The organism is Amycolatopsis sp. NPDC051102 (genome assembly GCF_040682815.1).
In the GTDB taxonomy this organism is placed as follows: Bacteria; Actinomycetota; Actinomycetes; order Mycobacteriales; family Pseudonocardiaceae; genus Amycolatopsis.
Genome location: NZ_JBFBBT010000012.1, coordinates 14,588 through 37,658, shown reverse-complemented (window position 1 = coordinate 37,658; position 23,071 = coordinate 14,588). Strand labels below are relative to the sequence as shown.

The following is a 23,071-nucleotide window of genomic DNA, read 5'->3' as shown; positions in this document are numbered from 1 at the left end:
GGCCAGCGTACTCAGCCTCCGGCGGCGTGGGCCGGCATCAGGTACAGGTTCTGGCTGCCCATCCACGGCGAATCGATGCGCCAGCTCGCCAGCGCCGCCGGGGGTGGGGTGCGGCGGGTTGTCGCCAAGACCAGGTCCGGGCTGGTCGGGGCCACGCTGTGGTCGAAGTTGTGGAAGTTCGCCTCCAGCAGCGCTCGGCCGAGGTCGCCGCTGCGGCGCTTCGTCTCGGTTATCGCCGGGTCGACCGCGCCGCGGTCGGAGAACTCGTCGACCAGCTCGCAGTCGCACGCGTACGCCAGTGCGCCGACCTCGCCCGCCGTCTCGACCTTGCGGCCGTGGGCGATCGCTGCCAGCTCCTGGCCTATTTCGCGGTACTCCGTCGTCGATGCGTGGTTGCTCGTGATCGGCGCGAACTGGCGTGGGAGGCCCGGGAACGCGTACACCGCGACGCTCGCCGCGAGCACCGCGCCGGCCGTCGTCCACGTTCCGCGGCGGACCCGCTCCGGCACCGCTGACGCGCAGGCCGCGAGGAAGATCGTGGCGCCGATGATGCTCGGCGCGTAGTACCAGTGGTACGGCGGTACGCCCAGCCGGCTGTAGGCGAGGTAGTGCAGGGCACCCGCCACGGCGAGCGCCGCGAACGGCGTCAGACGGCGGCCCGTCTCGGAACCGCGGCGGAACTGGACGATCCACGCCACCCCGGCCACGCCCGCGAGCAGCAGCGGCAGGAACGACAGCGTCGCCGCGGCCGGGAAATTGCGCCAGTACAGCAGCGGGCCGTTGGTGAAGCTGAACGGGCCCCACGACTGCTGGCTGATCTTGATGACGAGCGTGTCCGGCACGGCCGAGCCGAGCACCACCCAGCTGAACGCGAACCAGGGCAGCGTCACCGCGAGCGCCGCGAAGGCCGTCCGCCAGATGCCGGCCCAGAACTCGCGGCGGGCGGCGAACAGCACCGCGGCGATCAGCAGGAGGTCGATCCGGACCAGCGCCAGCAGGCCGATGACGACGCCCAGCCGGCCCGCATGGCGCTCCCCCGCGTAGACCAGCGTCCACACCACGCCGGTGGCGCCGAGCGCCACCTCCAGCCCGATCGAAGACAGCAGCAGCGGGTTGACCAGCAGCAACGCGAACGTCAGCGGTGCGAACGCCGGCGGCAAGCTCCGTTGCTCGCCCAGGCGGCGCAGGCCCAGGACGAGCAGCACCTGCGCGGCGATGAACACGACTCCGGCGGCGAGCACGGCGTCGCGCACGACGAACGTGACCGCGCCGAGGGCCAGGACGTTCAGCGGGGACGTCGCGGTGTTCGCCGTCCCCTGTTCGATCAGACCCCAGTGGCCGTGGAAGGCGAGGTTCTTCGCGTAGGACAGCGTGATGTACGTGTCATCGATGAGATGGCTGCTGACCAGGGCGAACATCAGCGCGGAGGCCGCCGCGGCGCCGATCGGCAGGGCCTGCGACCGGGCGACGGGGATGGCCGCCGGCAGCGCGCGGACGGCTTTGGGGAGTTCTGCGGAGGCGCTTCGCATCCCGGACACCGTACCTCGCCCGTGATGAATCTGTGATCTGAGCGAGGTACGGGTAGCCCAGGCCACAGTCCGGGGTCAGATGCCGTCCCCGGAGCCGTTGCCGTCGCCGGAGCCGGTGTTGCCGCGGCCGCCGAAGCCGGGTCCGCGGCCGTTGAAGCCCTGGTTGCCGTTCGGGCCGTCGTGCTGGCGGTGGATGCCCGGGCGGCCGTCGCGGGGGCCGTGGTGGGTGGCCGCCGCGACCCCGCCGACGATGCCGCCGCCGACCAGCAGCCCGAGGACGCCCACGGCGACGAGCTGAGTGGCCCGGTGGCCGACGAACCGGCGGAACCCGCCGGGCTGCCGGGGAGCGGGCGCTCCCCACGCGTAGGACTGGCCGGGGCCGGGCTGGGAAAGCTGCGGGGTGGGCGGCACGGGCGGCGGTTGCTGGCCGTGGACGGCGGTCTGGCCGGACGCGGCAGGCGCGGCGTGGGGTACTTGAGCCGCCGGATCCCCCTGACCGGAGTCGGCGGGTTGGCCGGGCGCGGCGGGCTCGGCCGCGCCTTGCGCGGCGGCCGCTCCCGCGGCAGGCGCGGCGTGATCTGCCTGGCGGGCGGCCGGTTGGCCCGGGCCAGGTGTGCCGGGATCTCCCTGGCCGACGGCAGCCGGCTCGGCCGGGGCCGCGGACGGCGGAACCGTGGGCTGGACCGCCGTCGGCTGGTCGGCCGGTGCCGGCTGTTCGACGGTCGGCTGGTCGGCCCCCTCGGGGGTCTTCTCCGCGCGCGGCTGGTCGTTCATGGTCGCTCCTGTGGTCACGGGGACGGGCGCAGTGCCCGCCCCCACCACCTCAGGGTGCGACCGTCAGCTGTGTCCCAGCTGAAACGAACCTGTCGATCCGCAATGAGTCCGCGGCGGATTTCACAGGTAGAACGACAGGAACAGCGTGACCACCCAGGTCGCGCCCAGCACCTGCAGGATGCGGTCCTTGAGCGCGATCTCCTCGGGTTCGCCCGCGATGCCGCCGTCGACGTCGACCGCGTAGCGCAGGACCGCCACCACGAACGGCACCATCGAGATGAGCGCCCACACCGAGTTGTGCTCGGTCTGGCGGATCTCGAACGCCCACAGGCAGTAGGACATGATCAGGATCGCCGCCGACGTCGCCCAGACGAACCGCAGGTAGCTGGCCGAATACTTCTTCAGCGACGAGCGGATCTTCGCGCCCGTGCGCTCGAACAGCATGATCTCCGCGTAGCGCTTGCCGGCCACCATGAACAGCGAGCCGAACGCCGTGACCAGCAGGAACCACTGAGACAGCGCGATGCTGCCCGCGACACCGCCCGCGATGGACCGCATCAGGAAGCCCGAGCCGACGATGGCCAGGTCGACCACCGGCTGGTGCTTGAGGCCGAAGCAGTAGCCGAGCTGGACGGCTTCGTAGACCGCCAGCACGATCGCCAGCTGCCAGCTGGCCAGGAAGGACACGCCGAGGCCGGCCAGGAAGAACACGACCGCGGCCCCGTACGCGACGGGGACCGGCACGATGCCGGCCGCGATCGGCCGGTTGCGCTTGGTCGGGTGGGCCCGGTCGGCCTCGACGTCGATCGCGTCGTTGATCAGGTAGACCGAGCTCGCCGTCAGCGAAAAGGCCACGAAGGCGATGATCGCGTCGATCAGGAGACCGGTGCGGTCGGTCGACTTCGAGAACGCGAAGAACGGGGCCGCGAAGACCAGGACGTTCTTCACCCACTGCCGCGGCCGCGCCGTCTTGATGACGCCGCCGACCAGGCCGAACGGCCCACGTGACGCAGTAGGCTCAACAGCCTCCGCAGTCACGGCAGTTTCGTCGCTGTTGCGCTGCTCGGTCGTTTCGCTCATGGGTTCTTCTTCAGCTTCCGTCGTATCAGACCACCGACGAGCCCCCCGAGAGCTGCACCGGCCAGAACGTCTGTCGGATAGTGAACGCCGAGCACGAGCCTCGAGGCCAGCATCGGCGGTACCAGGGCGGGCACCAGATTACGCCCGGTCAATCCGGAGTAGAGCACCGCCGCCGCTGTCGTGGACGTCGCGTGCGACGACGGGAAGCTCAGCTTGCTCGGCGTGCCCACCAGGACCTCGACGCTCGGGTGGTCCGGTCGCGGCCGCCTGACCACGCGTTTCACCGCGATCGACGCCGCGTGCGCACCGACCACACCGGCCGAAGCGACCAGCCAGTCCTTGCGCCGCTTCTTGTCGACGACCGCACCGAGGAGGCCCAGGCCGAACCAGCCGAGTGCGTGCTCGCCGAAGTGCGACATGCCGCGCGCAGCCTTCACCGAAGCTTCACTCTTCAGAAAGCCCTGGGCCTTCGCCAGGACCGCGACCTCGCCCGCTGGGCTCCCCTTCTCAAGCATCGAGGGACCCGTCGAGCGGCGCGCCGTCGGTCAGGTGCGGGGCGATCTTGTTGTCGAACGCCGACAGCGCCGAGCCGATGGCCATGTGCATGTCGAGGTACTTGTAGGTGCCCAGCCGGCCGCCGAACAGCACGTTCCGCTCGCGGGCCTCGGTCTTGGCCAGCTCGCGGTAGGCCTCGAGCTTCTCGCGGTTGTCCGGGGTGTTGATCGGGTAGTACGGCTCGTCGTTCTCGCCCGCGAAGCGCGAGTACTCCCGGAAGATGACCGTCTTGTCCTTCGGGTAGTCCCGCTCCGGGTGGAAGTGGCGGAACTCGATGATCCGGGTGTACGGGACTTCCTGGTCGTTGTAGTTGACGACCGAGGTGCCCTGGAAGTCGCCGGTCTCGGCGACCTCGGACTCGAAGTCGACGGTGCGCCAGGTGAACCGGCCCGCCGAGTAGCCGAAGTAGCGGTCCAGCGGCCCGGTGTAGACGGTCGGGGTGCCCGCCGGGATGTGCTCGCGCACGTCGAAGTAGTCGACGTTCAGCCGGATCTCGATGTTCTCGTGCTCGGCCATCTTCTCGAGCCACGCGGTGTACCCGTTGACGGGCAGGCCCTCGTAGGTGTCGTTGAAGTACCGGTTGTCGAAGTTGTAGCGGACCGGCAGGCGCGTGATGATGTTCTCGCCCAGGTTCTTGGGGTCGTTCTCCCACTGCTTCGCGGTGTAGCCCTTGATGAACGCCTCGTAGAGCGGACGGCCGATCAGCGAGATCGCCTTCTCCTCGAGGTTCTGCGCGTTGGCCGTCTCGAACTCCGACGACTGCTTCGCGATGAGCTCGCGGGCCTCGTCCGGGGTGTGCGACTTGCCGAAGAACTGGTTGATCAGGCCCAGGTTCATCGGGAACGAGTAGACCTGGTCCTTGACCCGCGCGAACACCCGGTGCTGGTAGTTGGTGAACTCGGTGAACCGGTTCACGTACTCCCAGACGCGCTTGTTCGACGTGTGGAACAGGTGCGCCCCGTACTTGTGCACCTCGATCCCGGTCTCCGGGTCGGGCTCCGAGTACGCGTTGCCGCCGAGGTGGCTGCGCCGCTCGAGGACGAGGACCTTCTTGCCCAGCTCGGCCGCGGCCCGTTCGGCGACGGTCAGGCCGAAGAAACCGGACCCGACGACGACGAGGTCGTAACCTGCGAAATCGTCTTCAGTAATCTTGGCGGGGTTCGTGTGCGCGCTCACGGGCGTCGAGGGTACGCAGGTCGGTAACCCGGTCCGCACCCGACTATCACATTTCGGCCTACGACACACCTGGAAAGCAGTGCCTGCACCCGAGGACTTCTGGAGCTACTTCGCCGCGGTGGCCACCTACGTGGCCGTGCTGGCGCTCCCCGGCGGGGTCGTCGGGTGGGCCGCCGGCCTGCGCGGCTGGGCCCTGGCCGGGCTCGCGCCGCTGCTCAGCTACGCCATCACCGGCCTGGCCGGCCCGTGGCTGGCGATCGCGCACATCCCGTACGGCTCGCTCAGCGTCGCCGCCTGCACCCTGGTGCTCGCCGCCGTGCTGTACGGCCTGCGCCGCCTCGCCATCGCGCGCGGCTGGCTCACGCCGGGCGCCGAGGAGCCGGCCGTGCCGTGGACGCGCCGGGCGCACCTGGCCGTCGGGGCGTGCGTCGGCATCGCCGTGGCCCTCTCGATCGCCGTGGTGGTGTCCGGCCGCGGCGGGACGACCGCGGTGTTCCAGCGCTGGGACACCGTGTTCCACGCGAACGGCATCCGCTACATCGCCGAGACCGGCGACGGCTCGCTGACCGGCATGGGCACCATCAACTGGTACCCGGACGGCTCCTTCTACCCGAACGCCTACCACCTGGTCGGCGCCCTGGTCTACCAGCTGTCCGGGACGTCGATCCCGGTCACGCTCAACGCCATCACCATGCCCGTCGCCGGGCTGTTCGCGCTGGCCATGGCCACCCTGGTGCGCCAGCTCGGCGGCCGTGCGGTGTTCGCCGGCAGCGCCGCGCTCGTCGCGGGGGGCGCGACGACGGGGGCCTACGAGTCGGTGTCGAGCGGGCTGCTGCCGTTCGCCCTCGGCATCGTGCTGACGCCGCTGGCGGCGATCGCGCTGCAGCGGTTCCTCGCGCGGCCGGGGATCGACACCGGCGCGGTGCTGGCGCTGAGCGCGACCGGCCTGCTCGCCGCCCACTCGAGCGCGCTGTTCGGGGCGATCCTGTTCGCCTTCCCGCTGGTGGTGCAGCGCTGGTACCGGGCGGTGCGCGGCCGCCGCGTCGACGGCGTCCCGGAGGGCAGGGCCGCCTGGCGGGTCGTCGGCGGCGACGTCCTGCGGATGGTGCCGGTGATGGCCGCCGCCGGGCTGCTGGCCGCGCCGATGATCCTCGGCGCGATCGGCTTCACGTCCGGCTCGTACCCGTACCACGCCTGGGGCTCGCACATGCCGGTGTGGAAGGCCCTGGCCATGCTGGCGACGTTCAAGCAGGTGCTGCCGGTCCCGCAGATCTGGCTCACGGTGTTCCTCGCCATCGGCGTGCTGACGCTGACCGCGCTGCGGCGGATGCGCTGGCTGGTGCTCTCGGCGCTCGGGCTGTCCGCGCTGTTCGTGGTCGTCGCGTGCTTCGGCGGCGAAGAGTGGGTCATCTCGCTGTCGCGGCCCTGGTGGAACGACCGGTTCCGGCTGATGGCGCTGGCGTCGATCCCGCTGTGCCTGCTCGCCGCGCACGGGATGAGCGAGGCCCAGCGGTGGGTGGCGAAGGTCGCGAGCGGACGCGCGTGGGTGCGCGCGCGGCCGTGGCTGACCGGCCGAGTGGGGCTGGCGACGGCGGTGCTGCTGGTCGTCGCGATGGGCGTGCTGACCGGCGGCTTCTACCGCGCGGCCAACGCCAAGACGGTGTCGCTGCTGTACTACAACGGCCTGCCCGGCGAGGTGGTCCCGCCGGTCAGCCAGGACGAGATCGACGCGATGGACCACCTCGGCACGCTCGGCATTCCCGCGGACCAGAAGGTGCTCAACGACCGGCTCGACGGCACGGCTTGGATGTACGCCCTGACCGGCGTGCACCCGGTGGCCGGCCACTACGACGCCGGCGTGGCCCCGCCCGACGCGCTCTACCTGGCCCAGCACTTCGCCGACTACGACAGCGACCCGCAGGCGCGCGCGGCCGTCCGCCGGCTGAACATCCACTACGTGCTGGTCGGCAGCGGCACCATCCGCCGGGACACGCCCATCGCACGCGGGCTGCAGCACCTGGACGGGCACGACTTCCTGCAGGTCGTGTACCGGAACCCGGGTGCGGTCATCTACCGGATCGTGAAGTAGAACGCCCTCGTGGCCGCGGCGCCCCAGCCGCGGCCACGAGGGCCCCCGCACCCCCGGGGTGATCTCGGTCGTCTGCAAAGTACCGACGCCTGAGGACCGGCAATCGGTTTCCCGATCACCCCGATGTCACTCGATCGGACTAGCGCAGCTCCGGCAGGACGTCGCTCGCCACCTGCTCCAGGACGGCTTCGCGGCCCTCGTAGGGCGACGACGAGCGCGGCCAGTGCGAGATGACGTCGGTGAAGCCGAGCTCCTTCGCCCGGCCGACGGCGTCGCGGAACGCCTCCACGCTGCTCAGCGAGAACACCGGGGACGCGTCCAGGCTGAGGTGCCGCTGGATGCTCGCGCGGTCGCGGCCCGCCGCGTCCAGCCGCTGGTCGAAGACCTCGGTGAGCTGCTTGATGCCGGCCCACCACTCGTCGGCGGTCGCGCCGCCCTTGCCCGTCGTGACCCAGCCCGCGCCGAAGCGCGCGGCGAGGGTCATCGTGCGCGGGCCGTTCGCCGCGACGACGAACGGCAGCCGCGGCCGCTGGACCGGGCCGGGCAGGTTGCGGGCCTCGCGGGCCCGGTAGTACTCGCCGTCGAAGCCGAACTTGTCGGTCATCAGCAGCCCGTCGAGCGCCTCGACGAACTCGGTGAAGCGGTCGACGCGCTGCTTCGGCGTCAGCTCGGGGGCGTCGAGCACCGCGCCGTCGTAGTGGTGGTGGTCGACGCCCGCGCCGACGCCGAGGACGAGCCGGCCGTCCGAGACGTCGTCGAGGGTGATGAGTTCCCGCATGAACGGCACCGGGTGCCGGGCGACCGGCGACGCCACGAACGTGCCGAGCCGGATGCGGGAGGTCACCGTCGCCGCCGCGGTCAGGGTGGGGATCGCCGAGAACCACGGGCCGTCGACCAGGTTGCGCCAGCCGAGGTGGTCGTAGGTCCAGGCGTGGTCGAAGCCGTACTCCTCGGCGGCGCGCCACTTCGGCTCGGCGGCCCACCAACGATCTTCCGGAAGAATGACGATGCCTACTCGCACAGGTCCGGACGCTATCGGTTACCACCGACAGTCGCACGGACGGGGAAGGCTTCGCCCGAACGAGTCAGGGACAATGGCGGGGTGGAGAGACCCCAGTTGATCGCGTCCGATGTCGACGGCACCCTGCTCGGCCCCTCCGAAGCCCTGACCGGCCGCACCATCGCCACGGTCCGCCGGGTGATCGAGGCCGGCGTCCCGTTCGTGCTGGCCAGCGGGCGCCCGCCGCGCTGGATCGCCCCGATCGCGAAGCCGCTCGAGCTCACCGGGTACGCCGTGTGCGCGAACGGCGCTGTCCTGTACGACTGCGGCCGCGAAGAGATCATCGAGGTCCACGGCCTGCTCCAGCCGACGCTGCTGCACGACATCGCGCACGCGCTCGACAAGGCGCTGCCCGGCTGCCGGCTGGCGACCGAGCGCGTCAGCACCGGCGCGGTCGACCACGACATGCGCAACTTCGTGATCGAGCCGGACTACCACAACCCGTGGGGCGACGGCGAGGGCCGCACCGGGCCGCGCGCCGAGGTCCTCGGGCACCCGGCGATCAAGCTCCTGGTCAGCCACCGCGGGATGTCGTCGCAGGAGATGGCGGACGCGGTGAACGCGCTGTTCGACCGGGAGGTCGACGTCACGTACTCGTCGTCGGGCGGGCTGGTCGAGCTGTCCGCGCACGGCATCACGAAGGCGACCGGCCTCGCCGACGTCGCCGAGCGGCTCGACGTCGGCTCCGAGCAGGCCATCGCGTTCGGCGACATGCCCAACGACGTCGAGATGCTGCGCTGGGCGGGCCACGGCGTCGCGATGGAGAACGCGCACCCGCGGCTGCTGGCGGTGGCCGACGAGGTCACCGGGCCGGCCGGCGAGGACGGCGTCGCGCAGGTCCTCGAGCGCTGGTTCTAGCGTTCTAAGGGCGGTTCTAGCGGCGGTCGAGCTCGGCCGCTTCGGCCGGGGTCGGCGCCGTGCCGCCCAGGTGCGCGGGCAGCCACCAGCGTTCCTCGTCGGAGGCGGGCTGGTCGGGGTAATCGGCCTGGGCGCGGTCGAGCAGCGCGCTCATCCGGGTGCGCAGCTCCTTCGTGACGACGTCCCAGTCGTCGCCCTTCGCCGGGTGCATCGGCTCGCCGACGAGGATCGAGATCGGCACGTGCCGGCGGGTCAGGTCCTTCGGGCGGCCCTTCGTCCAGAGCCGCTGGGTGCCCCACAGCGCCATCGGCACCACCGGGACGCCGGCCGCCGCGGCCATCCGGACGGCGCCGGACTTGATCTCCTTGACGGTGAACGACTGGCTGATGGTGGCCTCGGGGAAGACGCCCACGACCTCGCCGGCCTGCAGCTTCCCGAGCGCCTCACGGTAGGAGCCCAGCCCGGCGGAGCGGTCGACGGAGATGTGGTGCATCCCGCGCATCAGCGGCCCGGCGATCCGGTTGTCGAAGATCTCCTTCTTCGCCATGAACCGCGTCAGCCGCTTGGCCGGGCGCGCGCCGAGCCCGCAGAAGATGAAGTCCAGGTAGCTGATGTGGTTGCACGCGATGACCGCGCCGCCGTGGCGCGGGATGTGCTCCGCGCCCTCGATCCGGATGCGGTTGTCGAGTACCCGGAACATCGTCCGGGCCGCCGCGATCACGGGCGGGTAAACCAGGTCAGCCATCCGGCAAGGTTACGGGACCGTAGGTTCGGAACGGCGGTTCAGCGGGGAAGAACACAAAACGAGGGCGAGCAGGATCGTGAACAGCGCGACGGACTGGTGCTTGATGCCCTCGATGCCGTCGCCCAGCGCCGCCGTCCCGAACTGCGTCACCGAAACGGCGAACAGGAACCCCAGCACGATCCCCAGCGCGGTCCGGCGCCGCGACCACGTCCTGACCAGCACGAACAGCCAGATCGGGACCAGCGCGAACAGCCCGAGCGGGGCGATCAGGCCGGTCAGCCACGACACCACCGGCACCCGGTACTCCTGGGCGTGCGGCGGGAACCCGGCGCTCTGGCCGAAGCTGCCGAGGTAGTCCGGGCGCGCGGTGAGCTGGTCGGTCGCGGCGCGGTCGAGCACCTCGAGGGTCCGGCCGGGGTGCGTTGCGAAGAACGTCACGACGTTCCGGCGGCTGATCTTGTCGCGGTACCGCGGGTACAGCGGGTCCATCGTCGCCGGGTGCGGGTGCCACCAGCCGTTGCCCGCGTACTGCGCGAACGACGGCGGCAGCCCGAGTTCGGCCAGGTCGGCCTGGGTGTCGTGCCGCCCGTCGACGATGTTCAGGAAGATCGAGTTGAAGACGTTGATCTCGCGCGAGTCGTCGCCGGGCCGCGCGGCGAGGGTGCCGTCGGGCGCCCGTGCGGGCTCGACGCTCTGCTGCGCGTAGAGCGTGACAGCGCCGATCGCGCCGATGACCAGCGCCGCCGACGCCCACCGCCGCACGCCCCGCAGCCCGCCGGGCCGGACCAGCAGGATCGCCACCGCGAGGATCGGCAGGATGGTCAACGTCTGGACCTTGGCGTTGACCGCCAGGACACCGCCGACGAACGTCACAGCCATGCCCGCGTGGCTCCACCGGCCCTCGCGCGCGGTCAGCAACAGGCCGCCGGTGGCGAGCAGCAGGCCGAGGAAGGCCGCGCCTTCGCCGAGGATCGCGGCGAAGTAGCCGAAGAACGCCGAGTCCGCGACGACCAGCAGCAGCCCGGCCGCCACGGCCAGCCGGACCCGGCGCGCGTGGGGCAGGCCGAGCACGATCGCGGTGACGGCGGCCGCGGCGATGACACTGCTCAGCAGGCCCAGCACGACCAGGCTGAGCGTGGTGTGGAGGCCGATCAGCCGGCCGATCCGGACGGCCAGGTCCGCCAACCAGCTCTGGGTGAGCAGGTACGTCGGCCGGCACGGGGCCGCGCCCGGGGCGGCGGTGTAGGTGAGGTGGATGAACGCCTCGGGGCCGCTGTGCCAGGTGATCCCCGCGCCGCACAGCACGCGGGCGCCATCGCCGTTGTTCGACATCGCGATCGGCCGCGGCACCAGGAACCGCACCACGAACAGCGCGAGCGACGCGCCGAACACCCCGATCCCGAGCCGGGCTTCCGCGCCCAGGTGCCGCCGCGGGGCCTCGAGCTTCACGAAGGACAGGGTACGTAGCGGAAGTCCGGGCCCTTGTCGAGGTCGGCGACCAGGGACTTCGCCTCCTCCGCGCGCGGGTAGACCGAGACCCAGTAGGGCGTGCCGAGGCGGCGGAAGGTCGCGACCTGGTACTTGCCCGCGTACACCGGGTCGATCGCGCAGTGCTGGCGGTCGCCGTAGCCGGCGTCCGGCACGGCGACGGCCGGGCGGCGGCCGTTGACCACGTAGTCGTAGTCGGTCGCGACGCCGCCGTCGTGCCGGCCGTCGCGGGCGATGTGGTCGTCGGTGCGGCCGAAGACGTCGACGATGAGCAGCTGCCCGCCGTGGGCGGCGAGAGCGCCGGGCGCGGCGCCGCTGACCACCGACCCGGGCGGCAGGTAGTCGCCGAGCCAGCCGCCGATCTCGGCGAGCTCGGTGCCGTGCGCCCGCCAGTCACGCACGCGGTCGAGCATCTCGGGGCTGAACACCGAGACGAGCACCGCGATCCCGGCGAGCCCGCAGGCGGCCACCGGGACCAGGCGCGTCCCCGCGGGCCACGGCTTCGGCCGCGGCGACGGCTTCCCGGCGACGTCCACGGTCAGCACGCCGTAGGTCGCGAGAGCCGCGACGGCGAACAGCGGCGGCAGCGGGGCCAGCAGCCGCCACGAGGGTCCGGGGTCGCCGCCGATCAGCACCGCCGCGGCGGCGAGGCCGACGGCCATCGCGAACAGCAGCCAGATCAGGGCGCGGGCCTCGGTGGCCGGGACAGCCGGGGCTTCGGTCCGGCGCAGCAGCAGCGCGACGGCGGCGACCAGGCCGAGCAGCAGGAAACCCTGGTGCGCCAGCGCGAACCCGGACAGGTACGGCCAGCCGGCGGCGACCTGCGAGCCGAGCGGGGCGCCCAGCTTCGCGGCCAGCGGCGCGGGGAGGAAGTGCTGGTAGAACGTCGCGCGCCAGGCCAGCCGGGGGATCAGGAACACCAGCGCACCGAGCACGAACCCGGCCGGCGCCCACCAGGTGTGCTTCTGCTTCAGCGCGGCACCGGCCAGCCACAGCCCGGCCAGCACGGCGACCACCAGGCCCTCCGGGCTGGTCATGACGGCGAAGGCGACGAGCACCCCGGCGACCACCGGGCGGCGCGCGGCGAGCGAGTAGCCGACGGCGAGGACGAGCAGCACGAACAGCGGCACCTCGGACCCCGACGCCCCGTAGACGGCGAGGCCGCCGGCGCTCGCGGTGAGCACCGCGGCGGCCACCCCGATCGCAGGCCGTGGCGCGGCGCCGTCCGGGGTGGCCGCGGCGACGATCCGGTTGACCAGGAAGCAGGACACGAGCACGCAGCCGAGCGCGGCCAGCACGCCGAAGAAGATCGCCGTCGTGCGCACGTCGGCGCCGAACGCGGCCCGCGGGAGCGCGATCAGCACCAGCCACAGGAAGTTCGTGTAGCCCTCGACGCGTTCGCCGGGGTTGAACACCGGGCCGTTGCCGTCGGCGATGTTCTGCGCATAGCGGAACGTGACGAGCGCGTCCTCGGTGACGGTCGCGAACAACAGCTGGTGGAGCAGCGACAGGCCGAGCGTGAGGGTGAAGACGAAGCCGCGCCAGCCGCGGTCGGTGTCGAGGCGGCTCCAAGTGAGCACCACAGTCGCGGCGACGACGACCCAGGCCACCACGACCGCGTAGACCACCCGGACCCCTCACGTCGGCACCGCACCTGACCCGCCCACGTCAGGTTATCGACCAGCGACGGCGGGGCGTTTCCCGTGGGGTGGCCGCTTGCCCGGAAAGGGGTACCGCACCCGATCGGGTGTTGTCCACATGCGCGCAAGCCCTGAGGACAACCGGTGGGCAACCGCGTCAGGCGGCGGTGACCGCCGGGCGGGCGGAACGGGCCGCCACGGCCGCCAGGCCCGCGGTCAGCAGGTCCGCCACCGTGAACATCACCCGTGAGGCCACCGCGAACGCCGTGGCCTGGCCGATCGTCAGGCCGCTCGCCGTCAGGACGGCCACCTGGGCCACCTCGCGGACGCCGACGCCACTGGGGAGGATGAACGCGAACGTGCCCACCGTCATCGCCACCGCCATCGCGCCCACGCACAGCACGAAGCCGCCGATGCCCGGGGTGCCGACCGAGTTGGCCAGGAGCCACAGGTGGACGCCCTGCAGGCACCACGCCGCCGTCGAGGAGGCGAACACCTTGCCGATCACCGCCCAGCCCAGCGGGTGCGCCAGCGGCGGGCGGCGGAGGATCCGCAGCACCAGGGACGTGCCCCAGGTCAGGATCTTCGGGTGCAGCATCGCCAGGCCGAGCGGGATGAGCACGAACAGCCACAGCGCACGCGGGCTGTTGCTGAACACCGCCGGCGCGGCCAGGAGCGACACCACCAGCGCCGACACCACGCCCACGCCGAGCTGGATCAGGGAGCCGGTGAAGATGCGGGCGCGGGCCAGGCCCGCCTTGCGGCCGAGCTCCATCTGCAGCAGGTACGCCCAGACCGAGCCCGGCACGTACTTGCCGAGCGAGCCGACCAGGCAGATCTGCGCGCCGCGGGCGTAGCCGATCGGCTCGCCGAGGTCGTCGACCATCATCTGCCAGCCCCAGGTGGACACCAGGATCGCCGCGACCAGGGCCACCAGGCTCAGCAGCGACGACTCCCAGGCGACGTCACGCAGGGTGTGCCAGAACTCGCCCCAGTTGGCCGCCAGCTGCTTCGCCGCGAAGCCGATGACCAGCAGGATCGCGACCCACCGGACGACGTCGAGGATCTTCGCCCGGGTGGACTTCGGCTGCTTGCCGGCCGCCGGCAGGTCCTCAACGGTCGTCATCGACGCTCTCCTCAGACCTGGACCGTGACCAGGCGGCTGAACTCGGAGAGCAGATCGTAGCCGTCCCACACCGCGGAGAAGGTCAGGGCGGAGCCGAACGGCACGATCCGGTCGACGCCCCGGCCCGCCAGCTCGTGCGCGAACGCCGTGAGCTCCTCGGTGGTGAAGCCGAACTGGCTGACCGTCTGGTCCTTGCGCAGGACGATCGGCACCAGGTCGGCCAGCGAGGCCACCCGCGCGTTGGCGAACGTGCCCGCGCCGAGCCACTCGCGCGGCAGCACCGCCGGGTCGGTCAGCTCGAGCGTCGCCAGGCCGTTGCCCTGGAACGCGATCTCCTTGACCAGGCCGTCGACCGCCGCGCCGTACGCCGAGACGCGCTTCTGGACGGCCATCGCGGGCTCGGTGACGTGCTGCTTCGCCGCCAGCACCTCGGCCAGCAGGGTGCGGAACTCGCTCCCCGCGGCCCGGGCGCCGGATTCGTCGCCGACCCAGAACACCGCGCGCGGTGACGAGCAGGCGGCCTGGTCGAACCAGTACGAGTCGTTGTAGAAGCCCTCGGCGGCCGCGCGGCGCTCGGCTTCCGAGGCCGCCTGCCAGCCCGCGACGGACGCGACGGCGAAGGACGAGCGGTCCGGGAACGTCAGGTCACGCGCGTGCGGGGCGAGCGGGTACTTGCGCAGGGCCGCGACCGAGCCGTCGCCGCCCCAGATGACGCGCAGGTCGGCGGCCAGCGACAGGGCGCCGCTCACCTCGTCGCTGCGGTCGTAGGTCACCATCCGCTGGGTGGCCGTGATGGCGGCCGCCGTGTCGGCGTCCACTTCGGACAGTGCGGCGTTCAGCGCCTCCAGCACCGCCTCGGCGGCCCCGGCCGAGCGCGACGAGACCCGCACGACGTTGTGGTTGCCCGCCAGCGCGGACAGCGCCCAGGAGTAGACGAAGATCGTGTCGACGTTCGCCGGCGGCACGTGGAACACCAGCCCGCGCGGGAACCGCAGCGCGTTGCCGGAGGTGTCCAGAGTGGACAGCGCCTTGGCGATTTCACCCTTGCGCAGGAAGAAGCCGAGCGACGCCAGTTCCGGGAACCGGCGCGCGGTGGCCGGGGCCAGCAGCTTGCGCGCGAACTTCGTGACGAACTCGACGATCCGCGGGTCGCCGACGCGCAGCCGGCCGCCCGGCGGCTCGGCGCGCAGCTGATCGACCAGGTCGTCTACCGAAACCGCATCCGACAGAGGGAAACGCTGGGTCAGGGAAGTCACGCCGCCGCTCCCGAGAACGTGTCCGAGCACCCGCGGGCCTCGGCCTTCGGCAGCCGGCCGAGCACGGAGAAGTGCTTGCCCGGCCAGTCGCCGTCGTCGATGCCGTTGTAGACGCCGAGGTCTTCGGTCAGCAGCACGTGCCCCGGGTACGACGTCGGCAGCGTCGAGACGACCTCGATCACGCCCGGCTCCCCGACCGGCTGCTCTTCCCACGTCTCCGGGTTCCGGATCACGACGTCGGCGAAGTCCGGGCAGTACAGCGAGTTCCCGGACGGTCCTTCGAGGAACACCGTGCCGATCTGCTCGATCATCCCGTAGTAGTTGTGGATCCGGGTGAGCCCGGTGTCCTCTTTGAACCGCCGCCGGAACTCGGTGTTGTCCACCGCGCGGTCGATCAGCTTCTTCCAGCCACCGGAGTGGATGAGGATGCCGTTCGAGAGATCCAACCCGTGGTCCCGTGCGACCTCGTACAGGTACAGCCACACCATGAACGTGAAGCCGAAGATCAGGAACGGCTTGTCGCCGTACTCGGCCAGGAACTTCTTGACCGCCTCGACGTCCGGCTTGTCGTTCTCGTCGAGCACGTACGTGTGCTTGCGGCCGAAGTTCGCCATGCCGAGCACGCCCGCGCCGCGCGCGGAGAACGACCGGCGGTTCTTGATGATGCCGATCGTGTCGACCATCAGCATCGGCAGCCGCTCGCCGCCGAGCACCTCCTGCAGCGTCGCGCCCAGCTGCTTGGTCTGCGCGCCCGCCGACTCCTTGTCCAGGTAGATGCGGGACGCGCCGGCGCCGGTGGTGCCCGACGACGTCAGCGTCTTGAACACCTCGCTGTCCGGGACCGACTTGAGGTCGTGCGTCTTGAACATCCGCACCGGCAGCCAGGGCAGATCCGCGATCGTGGCGAACGAAGCGTCGGACGCGATCCCCAGCGACGACAGGATCCGGTCGTAACCCTCGGAGTTCGCCCTGTGGTGGGCCGTCAACGAGGCCAGCTCGGGCAGCAGCAGGGCCTCCCGGTCGGCCTGCGACCGAGTGAACACGCTCATACCTTCGCCTCCAATGACCGGTAGTCGATCTTGCCGCTGGCCAGCAGCGGCACGGTGTCGATCGGGCGGACGTCGAACCCGCTGACGTGCAGGTGCAACCGCTCGGACAGCGCCCGCGACGCGTCCTTGCAGATGTCCTTGTCGGCGCCCTCGGCGAACAGCACGACCTTGTCGCCGGCGGGGACCGCCGCCACCACGTCGATCCCGACCGCCGCCGTGCGCACGGCCTGCTCGAGATCGTCGAGGCTGACGCGGTTGCCGAACACCTTGCCGATGCGCTTGAGGCGCCCGGTGATGAACAGGTACCCCTCTTCGTCGAGGTACCCGAGGTCACCGGTGGCCAGCACGCCGCCGAATTCGTCACCCTTGGCCAGGCCGGACTCGTCGTCCGCGTAGCCCATCATCACGTTGGGCCCACGGTAGACGACCTCACCGACAATTTTCGGGTGCGTGGTCTCCGAACCGTCGTCGCGACGGACCGAAAACCTGCCGCCCGGCAGCGCCGGCCCGGCGGAACCGAGCTTTTCGGCCAGCCGCTCGGCGGGCACCGTCGTCATCCGCGGCGCGGCCTCGGTCTGGCCGTACATGACGTACATCCGGCCGCCGACGGCGAGCATCTTGTCGTTGAACTCGGCGATCAGCTCGTCGCGCAGCTTCCCGCCGGCCTGCGTCAAGGTGCGCAGCGTCGGGTACTTCGCGGGGTCGAACTTGAGCCGCCGCAGCATTTCGTAGTGGTACGGGACGCCCGAGAGCGACGTGACGCCGTAGGTGTTCACCGCGTCCCAGAAGCCGCGGCCGAGCACGCCGGACGGCTCGATCACGACGGTCGCGTCCCGCACCAGGTGCGAGTTCAGCACCGAAAGGCCGTAGCTGTAGTGCAGCGGCAGGCACGTGGGCGCGACCTCGTCGGCGTCGATGTGCAGCACCTGCGCGATGGCGTCGGCGTTGGCCAGGATCGCCTGCCGCGAAAGCCGGACGAGCTTCGGGTTGCCGGTGGACCCGCTGGTCGGCAGCAGGACGGCGAGGTCGGGGTGCGGGACGACACCGTCGGCGGCGTCGCGGACCCAGTCGGCGCCCCGCGCCGAATACCCGTCGGGCGCGTCACCCGAAGCCGACAGCACGGCCGCCGGGCGGAACCGCGTGACCAGCCCGGCCAGCACGTCGGCGTCGAGCGCCGGGTCGATCAGCGCGATCGCCCGCCCGGACTCGAACGCGCCCAGGTAGGTCAGCACGCTCGGCAGGTCGACCGCCATCCGCGCGAAGACGACGCCGGCGGGCAGCGCCGCCATCGCCTCCATCGCGCGGCCGGCCTCGGCCGACAGTTCCGCGCCCGCCAGCGTGCGGCCCCCGGCCACATCGACCAGCCGGGCTCCCGCACCCAACAGCGTCACAGCACCAAGCCTCCGTCGATCCCCAGCACCTGGCCGGTGATGAACGACGCATCGTCGCTCACCAGGAACCGGATCGCGTTCGCCACTTCTTCGGGCCGGCCCAGCCGCCCCAGCGGCGTCTTGCCCGCGTTTTCTTCTTTCGCGTCCTCGGACAGGCCCGCGGTGAGGTCGGTCTCGATGACGCCCGGCGCGACCGCGTTGACGCGGATGCCGGACCGGCCGAGCTCCTTCGCCGCCGACCGCGCGATGTTCGCCACCGCGGCCTTGGACGCGGCGTACACCGTCTGACCAGCGCTTCCGTACTCGCCGACGATGGAGGCGAGGACCACGATCGCGCCGGACTTCTTCCGCATCATCGCCCGGGCCGCGGCCTGGACGGTGTGCAGCGTGCCGGCGACGTTCGTGCTCAGCGTCGTGTCGACGAGCTCCTCTTTGATCATCCCGAGGAGCGCGTCCTCCATGATCCCGGCGTTCGCGACAACGATGTCCAGCTTGCCGTGCTCCTTGGCGACGCCCCTGACCAGCGAAGACACCGCTTTCGCGTCGGTGACGTCCAGTGCGAGCCCGGAGGCGCCCACCGAGGCAGCCGCCTCCTTGGCGCGAGCCTCGTCACGGCCGGTCAGCACCACCGTCGCGCCCGCCTCGGCGAGCGCGCGGGCGGTGGCCAGGCCGATGCCCCGCGTCCCGCCGGTGACGAGCGCGACGCGACCGGAAAGATCAGTCATTCTTCGACTGGAGCTCGGTGACCATGTCCACGGCGACCTTGAAGCTCGACATGTCGATGACCTGGTCGGTGTCGAACTCGACGTCGAACTCGTCCTCGATGGCCGCGACCAGCGCCATGTGGCCGACCGAGTCCCACGCCTCGATGTCGCGGTACTTCAGGTTCTCGACGTCCACACCGCCGTCGAGGTCCAGCGCCTCGACGAAGACCTCGCGCAGCTTGGGGGCGACTTCGGACATGCGTGACTCCTAGTGCTCTTCGCGCGGGCGGGCGTCCCACGCCTTTACCAAGGTAGAGAGGTCACCGGGCAGCGTGACGTCCGGGAGACCTTCCTTGCCCTTCAGCCACGGCCCGAGGGCCTCGATCGTCTCCTCGTCGAGACCGCGGCGGGACAGCCCCACCACGTTGACGCCGGTGACGCGGGCCGGGTTGCCGACGGCGATGGTGAACGCGCCGATCTCGCGCCGCACCGCCGAGCCCATCCCGATCATCGCGCCGGGGCCGATCACGACCTTCTGGTGCAGGATCGCGCCCATGCCGAGGTTGGCGCCGTCCCAGATGTGGCAGTGGCCACCCGTGACGGCGTTGGAGGCGATCGTCACGCCGTCGCCGACCAGGCAGTCGTGCGCGATGTGGCTGTTGCGGAGGTAGTAGCCGTCGCTGCCGACGGTCGTTGTCCGCCAGGTCCCTTGGTGGACACTCACGTACTCGCGGATCCGGTTGCGGCTGCCGATGACGACACCGTGCCCGTCGTGATCGGGGTCACCGGTGGGAGCGTCTTCCCAGGCTGCAGGATGGGGACGGCTGCGGTCCTCGCCGGGCGTGCCGATCGTCACGTGCGGGCCGATCCAGTTGCCGTCGCCGATCCGGACCGGTCCGGCGATCACCGTGAACGGCCCGATGATGTTGTCCTCGCCGAGTTCGACACCTTCGCCGAGGACGGCGGTCGGGTGGATGCGGTTGGCCACGGGTGGTCGTCCGTTCGTCGGCGGCTGGGTACTGGGCGTGCTACCGCGCCCGGTAACGTGTGGCCCGCGTTGCTGCAGGGCGGCCGGGCGCAGAACCGGCGGCTCACTGTACCGGACGCACCGAAATCGCCTGCCGAGAGAGACTGCCCATGATCCCCATCACTGTGGTCGACGTCCGCGACGCGGAGGACCTCGTCGTCGAGGTGCTGCGTTCCGGCGCCATCGCACAGGGACCGATGGTCAAGCGCTTCGAAGACGCCTTCGCGGCGGTCTCCGGGACCAAGCACGCGATCGCGGTCAACAACGGGACCACCGCGCTGGTCGCGGCCCTGCAGGTGCTGGACCTGAAGCCCGGCGACGAGGTCATCACCTCGCCGTTCACCTTCGTGGCGACGCTGAACGCGATCCTCGAGGCCGGCGCGACCGTCCGCTTCGCCGACATCCGGCGCGACGACTTCGCGATCGACCCGGACGCCGTGGCCAAGGCCGTTACAGACCGCACGAAGGTGCTCATGCCGGTGCACCTCTACGGCCAGACCGCGGACATGGGCAAGCTCGCTCCCCTCGCCGCCGAGCGCGGCCTGCAGGTGATCGAGGACTCGGCGCAGGCCGTCGGCGCGTCGTTCGAGGGCAAGCAGGCCGGCTCGTTCGGCATCGGCTGCTTCTCGCTGTACGCGACGAAGAACATCACCACCGCCGAGGGCGGCGTCATCACCACGGACGACGACGCGCTGGCCGACAAGCTGCGCGTGCTGCGCAACCAGGGCATGCGCGCCCGCTACCAGTACGAGGTCGCCGGGCACAACTACCGGATGACCGACCTGCACGCCGCCGTCGGCATCCCGCAGCTGGCGAAGCTCGACCAGCTGACCGCCGCCCGCCAGGCGAACGCGAAGCGCCTCTCGGAGGGCCTCGCGGGCACGCCGGGCCTCGAGGTGCCGAAGGTGCTGCCGGGCCGCGAGCACGTGTGGCACCAGTACACGGTGCTGGTCGGGCCGCACGCGTTCCTTTCGCGCGACGAGCTCGCCGCGGCGCTGACCGAGCGCGGCATCGGCAACGGCATCTACTACCCCAAGATCGTCTTCGACTACGACTGCTACGCGGGTCACGACCTGATCCCGGGCGCGCGCGTCGAGGACTTCCCGGTGGCCCGCGCCGTCTCGGAGCAGGCGCTGTCGCTGCCGGTGCACCCGCACCTGACCGAGTCCGACCTGGACACCATCATCGAAACCGTTCGCGAGGTACTGGGCGCATGACGCATCGGATCGCTCTTGTCGGTACCGGGAACATGGGTTCCCTCCACGCCCGCGTGCTCGCCGGGAACGAGCGCGTCGACCTGGTCCGCGTGATCGATCCGCGCGAGGAAGCGGGCAAGGCCGTCGCCGAGCGGTACGAAACCCGGTGGACACCGGAGATCGGCGAACTGTCCGATGTGGACGCCGTCGTGCTCGCGTCGGCCACCGAGGTGCACTACGACCTGGCGCAGGAGATCTTCCGCCAGGGCAAGCCGATGCTGGTCGAGAAGCCGGTCTGCAACAGCTTCGAGAAGTCCCAGGAAATCGTCGCGCTGTCGGCGAAGAACGACATCCCGCTGATGTGCGGGCTGCTGGAGCGCTACAACCCCGCGGTCATGACCGCGCGGGCGCTGGTGCAGGAGCCGATCCACCTGATGGCCCGCCGCCACGGCCCGTACGCGCCGCGGATCAAGACCGGCGTCGCGTGGGACCTGCTGGTGCACGACGTCGACCTGGCGATCCAGTTCTTCGGCGGCGCAACGCCGTCGCGCGTGGCGTCCGGCGCGGGCTACTTCCACCCGTCGTCGGCCGAGGGCGCCGAGGACACCATCGAGACGGTCCTGTCGTTCGAGACCGGCCTGGCCACGGTTTCGGCTTCGCGGCTGGGGCAGCGGAAGGTCCGGTCGCTGATGGTGTCGGAGCTCGACCGGCTGATCGAGATCGACCTGCTGCGCCGGGACGTCACGATCTACCGGCACGTCTCGCACGACTCGGTCACCCCGGACGGCCTGGGCTACCGGCAGCAGACGGTCATCGAGATCCCGGAGCTCGTCACGGCCCGGGAGCCGCTCGCCACCCAGCTGGACCGCTTCTGCGACCTCCTCGAAGGCAAGATCGACGCCGACACCGAGCGCGACCTGATCCTGCCGTCGCACCACGTCGTCGAGCAGGTCCTGACGCAGGCCGCGGCCTAGCTCACCGGCGCCGGGAACGCGGCGGGGCTCCGGCGTCCACCGGGGCCCACCGCGCGGACGCCGAAGAAGACGTTGTCCTTCGACAGGTCGATCTTCGCCGTCAGCGCCGGGCCGACGTCGATCGCGTGCGTCCAGTCCGGGGCGGTCGTCTCGCGCCAGACGACCTCGTAGCTCGTGGCGCCCGGCGTGGCGTCCCAGAGCAGCTCGGAGTCGTTCGTCAGGGCCGCCGTGCGGATCTTCACGCCCTTCGGCGTGCCGGGCGCCGTGGCGAGCGACCACAGCGCCGCGCCGTTCACCCGCGCGACCCGGGCGATGAACGGGAAGTCGCAGAACTCCGGCAGGTCGCCGTACTGGACGCCGTTTTCGACCCGGACGTCCTGGTGCTGGTGGGCGAAGTCCTCGTTCGGCTCGGTGAACCGCGCCGCCGGGTAGCCCTGCTCCAGGAAGCCGATGTGGTCGCCGCCGCGCAGGTAGCGGTCGCGGCGGTAGATCACCCGGACCGTCATGCCGGTGACGTCGTTCTCGGCGACCGACTTCACGAATCTCGCCAGCTGCCGCGGCGGGGAGTCGTTCTCGCCGCCGATGCTGCGGCGCAGGTTCGCCTCGGCCGGGGTTTCGGCCGTCGGGACGCCTTCGGCGAACAGCCGGATCGTGAACGGGTCGCGGGTGCCGTCGTCGGCGCGGCTCGAGCCGACGATGTCGTTGGTGAACATCGCCTCGACGTCGGTGCCGGCCGCCTTGAACTGCTGCGCCATGAACCGCGAGCCGTAGAGGCCCTGTTCTTCCCCGGCGACGGCCGCGAAGACGATCGTGGCGGCCGGCTGCCGCGTCGAGAGCACCCGGGCCAGTTCCAGGGAAACCGCGACGCCCGAAGCGTCGTCGTCCGCGCCCGGCGCGTCCCCGGTGAAGTCCATGACGTCGCTGCGGCGCGAGTCGTAGTGCCCCGAAACGACGTACACGCGGCCGGGATCGGTGGACCCGCGCAGCGTCGCGACGACGTTGGTGATCGTCGTCGGCACCGGGATCCGGTCGGCGGGCGGCTGGACGTACGACTGCAGCGCGACGCTCAGCCGTCCCCCGGAAGCCGCCGCGACCTGCTGGAACTGCGCGAAGAGCCAGTCGCGCGCGGCGCCGATGCCGCGGGCCGGGTCGTCCTGGGCGGACAGCGTGTGCCGGGTGCCGAACGCGGCCAGCCGCCGCACGGTCGCTTCGATCCGCCGTTCGTCGACCTGGCGGAGCAACGCCCGCAGCTCGGCGTCCGGGCGCTGGGGGCGGACCGGGCCGCCGGGCCCGCGGTCGCCGAGTTCGGCGGCGCCGGCCGGGACGGCGGCCGTCATCCCGAGCGCGGCCGTGG

The 23,071-nt window shown here is 71.3% G+C and carries 21 protein-coding genes; 4 read left to right on the top strand and 17 right to left on the bottom strand.

All coding sequences use genetic code 11. From position 1 onward, the window contains the following. Positions 1-11 precede the first annotated feature (11 nt). The 5 genes from AB0M93_RS29645 to glf form a co-directional block, all read right to left on the bottom strand. On the bottom strand, positions 12-1,529 hold the full coding sequence (locus AB0M93_RS29645) for a hypothetical protein (protein WP_364278990.1): 1,518 nt from the start codon (positions 1,527-1,529) through the stop codon (positions 12-14). 75 nt (positions 1,530-1,604) lie between these two features. Next, positions 1,605-2,303 carry a hypothetical protein gene (locus tag AB0M93_RS29640; protein WP_364278988.1) on the bottom strand — a complete coding sequence of 233 codons (699 nt, stop codon included), beginning with the start codon at positions 2,301-2,303 and terminating at the stop codon, positions 1,605-1,607. A gap of 120 nt (positions 2,304-2,423) precedes the next feature. Beyond that, a complete protein-coding gene (locus AB0M93_RS29635) occupies positions 2,424-3,383 on the bottom strand; it encodes a decaprenyl-phosphate phosphoribosyltransferase (protein ID WP_364278985.1) in 960 nt (319 codons plus the stop codon). Beyond that, positions 3,380-3,898, bottom strand: a complete 519-nt coding sequence (locus tag AB0M93_RS29630; RefSeq protein ID WP_364278982.1) for a phosphatase PAP2 family protein — start codon at positions 3,896-3,898, stop codon at positions 3,380-3,382. The genes AB0M93_RS29635 and AB0M93_RS29630 overlap by 4 nt, the downstream gene beginning before the upstream one ends. Continuing rightward, entirely contained in the window at positions 3,891-5,114 is a 1,224-nt protein-coding gene (gene glf, locus AB0M93_RS29625; protein WP_364278979.1) for a UDP-galactopyranose mutase, read from the bottom strand. The genes AB0M93_RS29630 and glf overlap by 8 nt, the downstream gene beginning before the upstream one ends. A gap of 79 nt (positions 5,115-5,193) precedes the next feature. Between glf and AB0M93_RS29620 the strand changes: the two genes are divergently transcribed. Further along, entirely contained in the window at positions 5,194-7,203 is a 2,010-nt protein-coding gene (locus tag AB0M93_RS29620) for a DUF6541 family protein (RefSeq protein ID WP_364278976.1), read from the top strand. 139 nt (positions 7,204-7,342) lie between these two features. Here AB0M93_RS29620 and AB0M93_RS29615 read toward each other — a convergent pair whose 3' ends face one another. Further along, positions 7,343-8,224 (bottom strand): LLM class flavin-dependent oxidoreductase, encoded by an 882-nt coding sequence (locus tag AB0M93_RS29615; RefSeq protein ID WP_364278974.1) that lies wholly within the window; start codon positions 8,222-8,224, stop codon positions 7,343-7,345. A 96-nt stretch (positions 8,225-8,320) separates the two neighbouring features. On the opposite strand from AB0M93_RS29615, the gene AB0M93_RS29610 reads away from it, so the two are divergent. After that, on the top strand, positions 8,321-9,121 hold the full coding sequence (locus tag AB0M93_RS29610; protein ID WP_364279544.1) for an HAD family hydrolase: 801 nt from the start codon (positions 8,321-8,323) through the stop codon (positions 9,119-9,121). A 16-nt stretch (positions 9,122-9,137) separates the two neighbouring features. Here the strand turns inward: AB0M93_RS29610 and AB0M93_RS29605 are convergent, their stop codons facing one another. From AB0M93_RS29605 to AB0M93_RS29560, 10 genes are all read right to left on the bottom strand, one after another. Continuing rightward, positions 9,138-9,866 carry a lysophospholipid acyltransferase family protein gene (locus tag AB0M93_RS29605; protein ID WP_364278971.1) on the bottom strand — a complete coding sequence of 243 codons (729 nt, stop codon included), beginning with the start codon at positions 9,864-9,866 and terminating at the stop codon, positions 9,138-9,140. Positions 9,867-9,875: 9 nt separating this feature from the next. Next, entirely contained in the window at positions 9,876-11,315 is a 1,440-nt protein-coding gene (locus tag AB0M93_RS29600; protein ID WP_364278968.1) for a hypothetical protein, read from the bottom strand. Beyond that, positions 11,312-12,982, bottom strand: coding sequence for a hypothetical protein (locus tag AB0M93_RS29595; RefSeq protein WP_364278965.1), 1,671 nt, complete (start codon positions 12,980-12,982; stop codon positions 11,312-11,314). The genes AB0M93_RS29600 and AB0M93_RS29595 overlap by 4 nt, the downstream gene beginning before the upstream one ends. Positions 12,983-13,151: 169 nt before the next feature. Beyond that, positions 13,152-14,120, bottom strand: a complete 969-nt coding sequence (locus tag AB0M93_RS29590) for a lysylphosphatidylglycerol synthase transmembrane domain-containing protein (RefSeq protein WP_364278962.1) — start codon at positions 14,118-14,120, stop codon at positions 13,152-13,154. A gap of 11 nt (positions 14,121-14,131) precedes the next feature. Beyond that, positions 14,132-15,376: an acyl-CoA reductase gene (locus tag AB0M93_RS29585; RefSeq protein WP_364278959.1), complete on the bottom strand. Its 1,245-nt coding sequence runs from the start codon at positions 15,374-15,376 to the stop codon at positions 14,132-14,134. Continuing rightward, on the bottom strand, positions 15,373-16,425 hold the full coding sequence (locus AB0M93_RS29580; RefSeq protein ID WP_364278957.1) for an acyl-protein synthetase: 1,053 nt from the start codon (positions 16,423-16,425) through the stop codon (positions 15,373-15,375). The genes AB0M93_RS29585 and AB0M93_RS29580 overlap by 4 nt, the downstream gene beginning before the upstream one ends. Continuing rightward, positions 16,422-17,816 (bottom strand): AMP-binding protein, encoded by a 1,395-nt coding sequence (locus AB0M93_RS29575; RefSeq protein ID WP_364278954.1) that lies wholly within the window; start codon positions 17,814-17,816, stop codon positions 16,422-16,424. The genes AB0M93_RS29580 and AB0M93_RS29575 overlap by 4 nt, the downstream gene beginning before the upstream one ends. Then, positions 17,813-18,541, bottom strand: a complete 729-nt coding sequence (locus AB0M93_RS29570) for a glucose 1-dehydrogenase (protein WP_364278952.1) — start codon at positions 18,539-18,541, stop codon at positions 17,813-17,815. The genes AB0M93_RS29575 and AB0M93_RS29570 overlap by 4 nt, the downstream gene beginning before the upstream one ends. Then, positions 18,534-18,779, bottom strand: coding sequence for an acyl carrier protein (locus tag AB0M93_RS29565; protein WP_003096467.1), 246 nt, complete (start codon positions 18,777-18,779; stop codon positions 18,534-18,536). The genes AB0M93_RS29570 and AB0M93_RS29565 overlap by 8 nt, the downstream gene beginning before the upstream one ends. A gap of 9 nt (positions 18,780-18,788) precedes the next feature. After that, a complete protein-coding gene (locus AB0M93_RS29560) occupies positions 18,789-19,508 on the bottom strand; it encodes a UDP-N-acetylglucosamine acyltransferase (protein WP_364278949.1) in 720 nt (239 codons plus the stop codon). Positions 19,509-19,657: 149 nt separating this feature from the next. Between AB0M93_RS29560 and AB0M93_RS29555 the strand changes: the two genes are divergently transcribed. Both AB0M93_RS29555 and AB0M93_RS29550 read left to right on the top strand, forming a co-directional pair. Then, complete coding sequence (locus AB0M93_RS29555; protein ID WP_364278947.1) at positions 19,658-20,764, top strand: DegT/DnrJ/EryC1/StrS family aminotransferase; 1,107 nt, start codon at positions 19,658-19,660, stop codon at positions 20,762-20,764. Further along, complete coding sequence (locus AB0M93_RS29550) at positions 20,761-21,717, top strand: Gfo/Idh/MocA family oxidoreductase (protein WP_364278944.1); 957 nt, start codon at positions 20,761-20,763, stop codon at positions 21,715-21,717. Before AB0M93_RS29555 ends, AB0M93_RS29550 begins: the two co-directional genes overlap by 4 nt. Here AB0M93_RS29550 and AB0M93_RS29545 read toward each other — a convergent pair. Then, a complete protein-coding gene (locus AB0M93_RS29545; RefSeq protein WP_364279541.1) occupies positions 21,714-23,054 on the bottom strand; it encodes a M20/M25/M40 family metallo-hydrolase in 1,341 nt (446 codons plus the stop codon). The two genes, AB0M93_RS29550 and AB0M93_RS29545, sit on opposite strands and share 4 nt — an antisense overlap. Positions 23,055-23,071: the final 17 nt, after the last annotated feature.

Coding starts and splice junctions, on each gene's coding strand:
- AB0M93_RS29565 (WP_003096467.1), bottom strand. CDS start 18,779: ATGTCCGAAGTCGCCCCCAAGCTGCGCGAGGTCTTCGTCGAGGCGCTG.
- AB0M93_RS29550 (WP_364278944.1), top strand. CDS start 20,761: ATGACGCATCGGATCGCTCTTGTCGGTACCGGGAACATGGGTTCCCTC.
- AB0M93_RS29590 (WP_364278962.1), bottom strand. CDS start 14,120: ATGACGACCGTTGAGGACCTGCCGGCGGCCGGCAAGCAGCCGAAGTCC.
- AB0M93_RS29555 (WP_364278947.1), top strand. CDS start 19,658: ATGATCCCCATCACTGTGGTCGACGTCCGCGACGCGGAGGACCTCGTC.
- AB0M93_RS29570 (WP_364278952.1), bottom strand. CDS start 18,541: ATGACTGATCTTTCCGGTCGCGTCGCGCTCGTCACCGGCGGGACGCGG.
- AB0M93_RS29635 (WP_364278985.1), bottom strand. CDS start 3,383: ATGAGCGAAACGACCGAGCAGCGCAACAGCGACGAAACTGCCGTGACT.
- AB0M93_RS29630 (WP_364278982.1), bottom strand. CDS start 3,898: ATGCTTGAGAAGGGGAGCCCAGCGGGCGAGGTCGCGGTCCTGGCGAAG.
- AB0M93_RS29605 (WP_364278971.1), bottom strand. CDS start 9,866: ATGGCTGACCTGGTTTACCCGCCCGTGATCGCGGCGGCCCGGACGATG.
- AB0M93_RS29640 (WP_364278988.1), bottom strand. CDS start 2,303: ATGAACGACCAGCCGCGCGCGGAGAAGACCCCCGAGGGGGCCGACCAG.
- AB0M93_RS29645 (WP_364278990.1), bottom strand. CDS start 1,529: ATGCGAAGCGCCTCCGCAGAACTCCCCAAAGCCGTCCGCGCGCTGCCG.
- AB0M93_RS29545 (WP_364279541.1), bottom strand. CDS start 23,054: ATGACGGCCGCCGTCCCGGCCGGCGCCGCCGAACTCGGCGACCGCGGG.
- AB0M93_RS29580 (WP_364278957.1), bottom strand. CDS start 16,425: ATGAGCGTGTTCACTCGGTCGCAGGCCGACCGGGAGGCCCTGCTGCTG.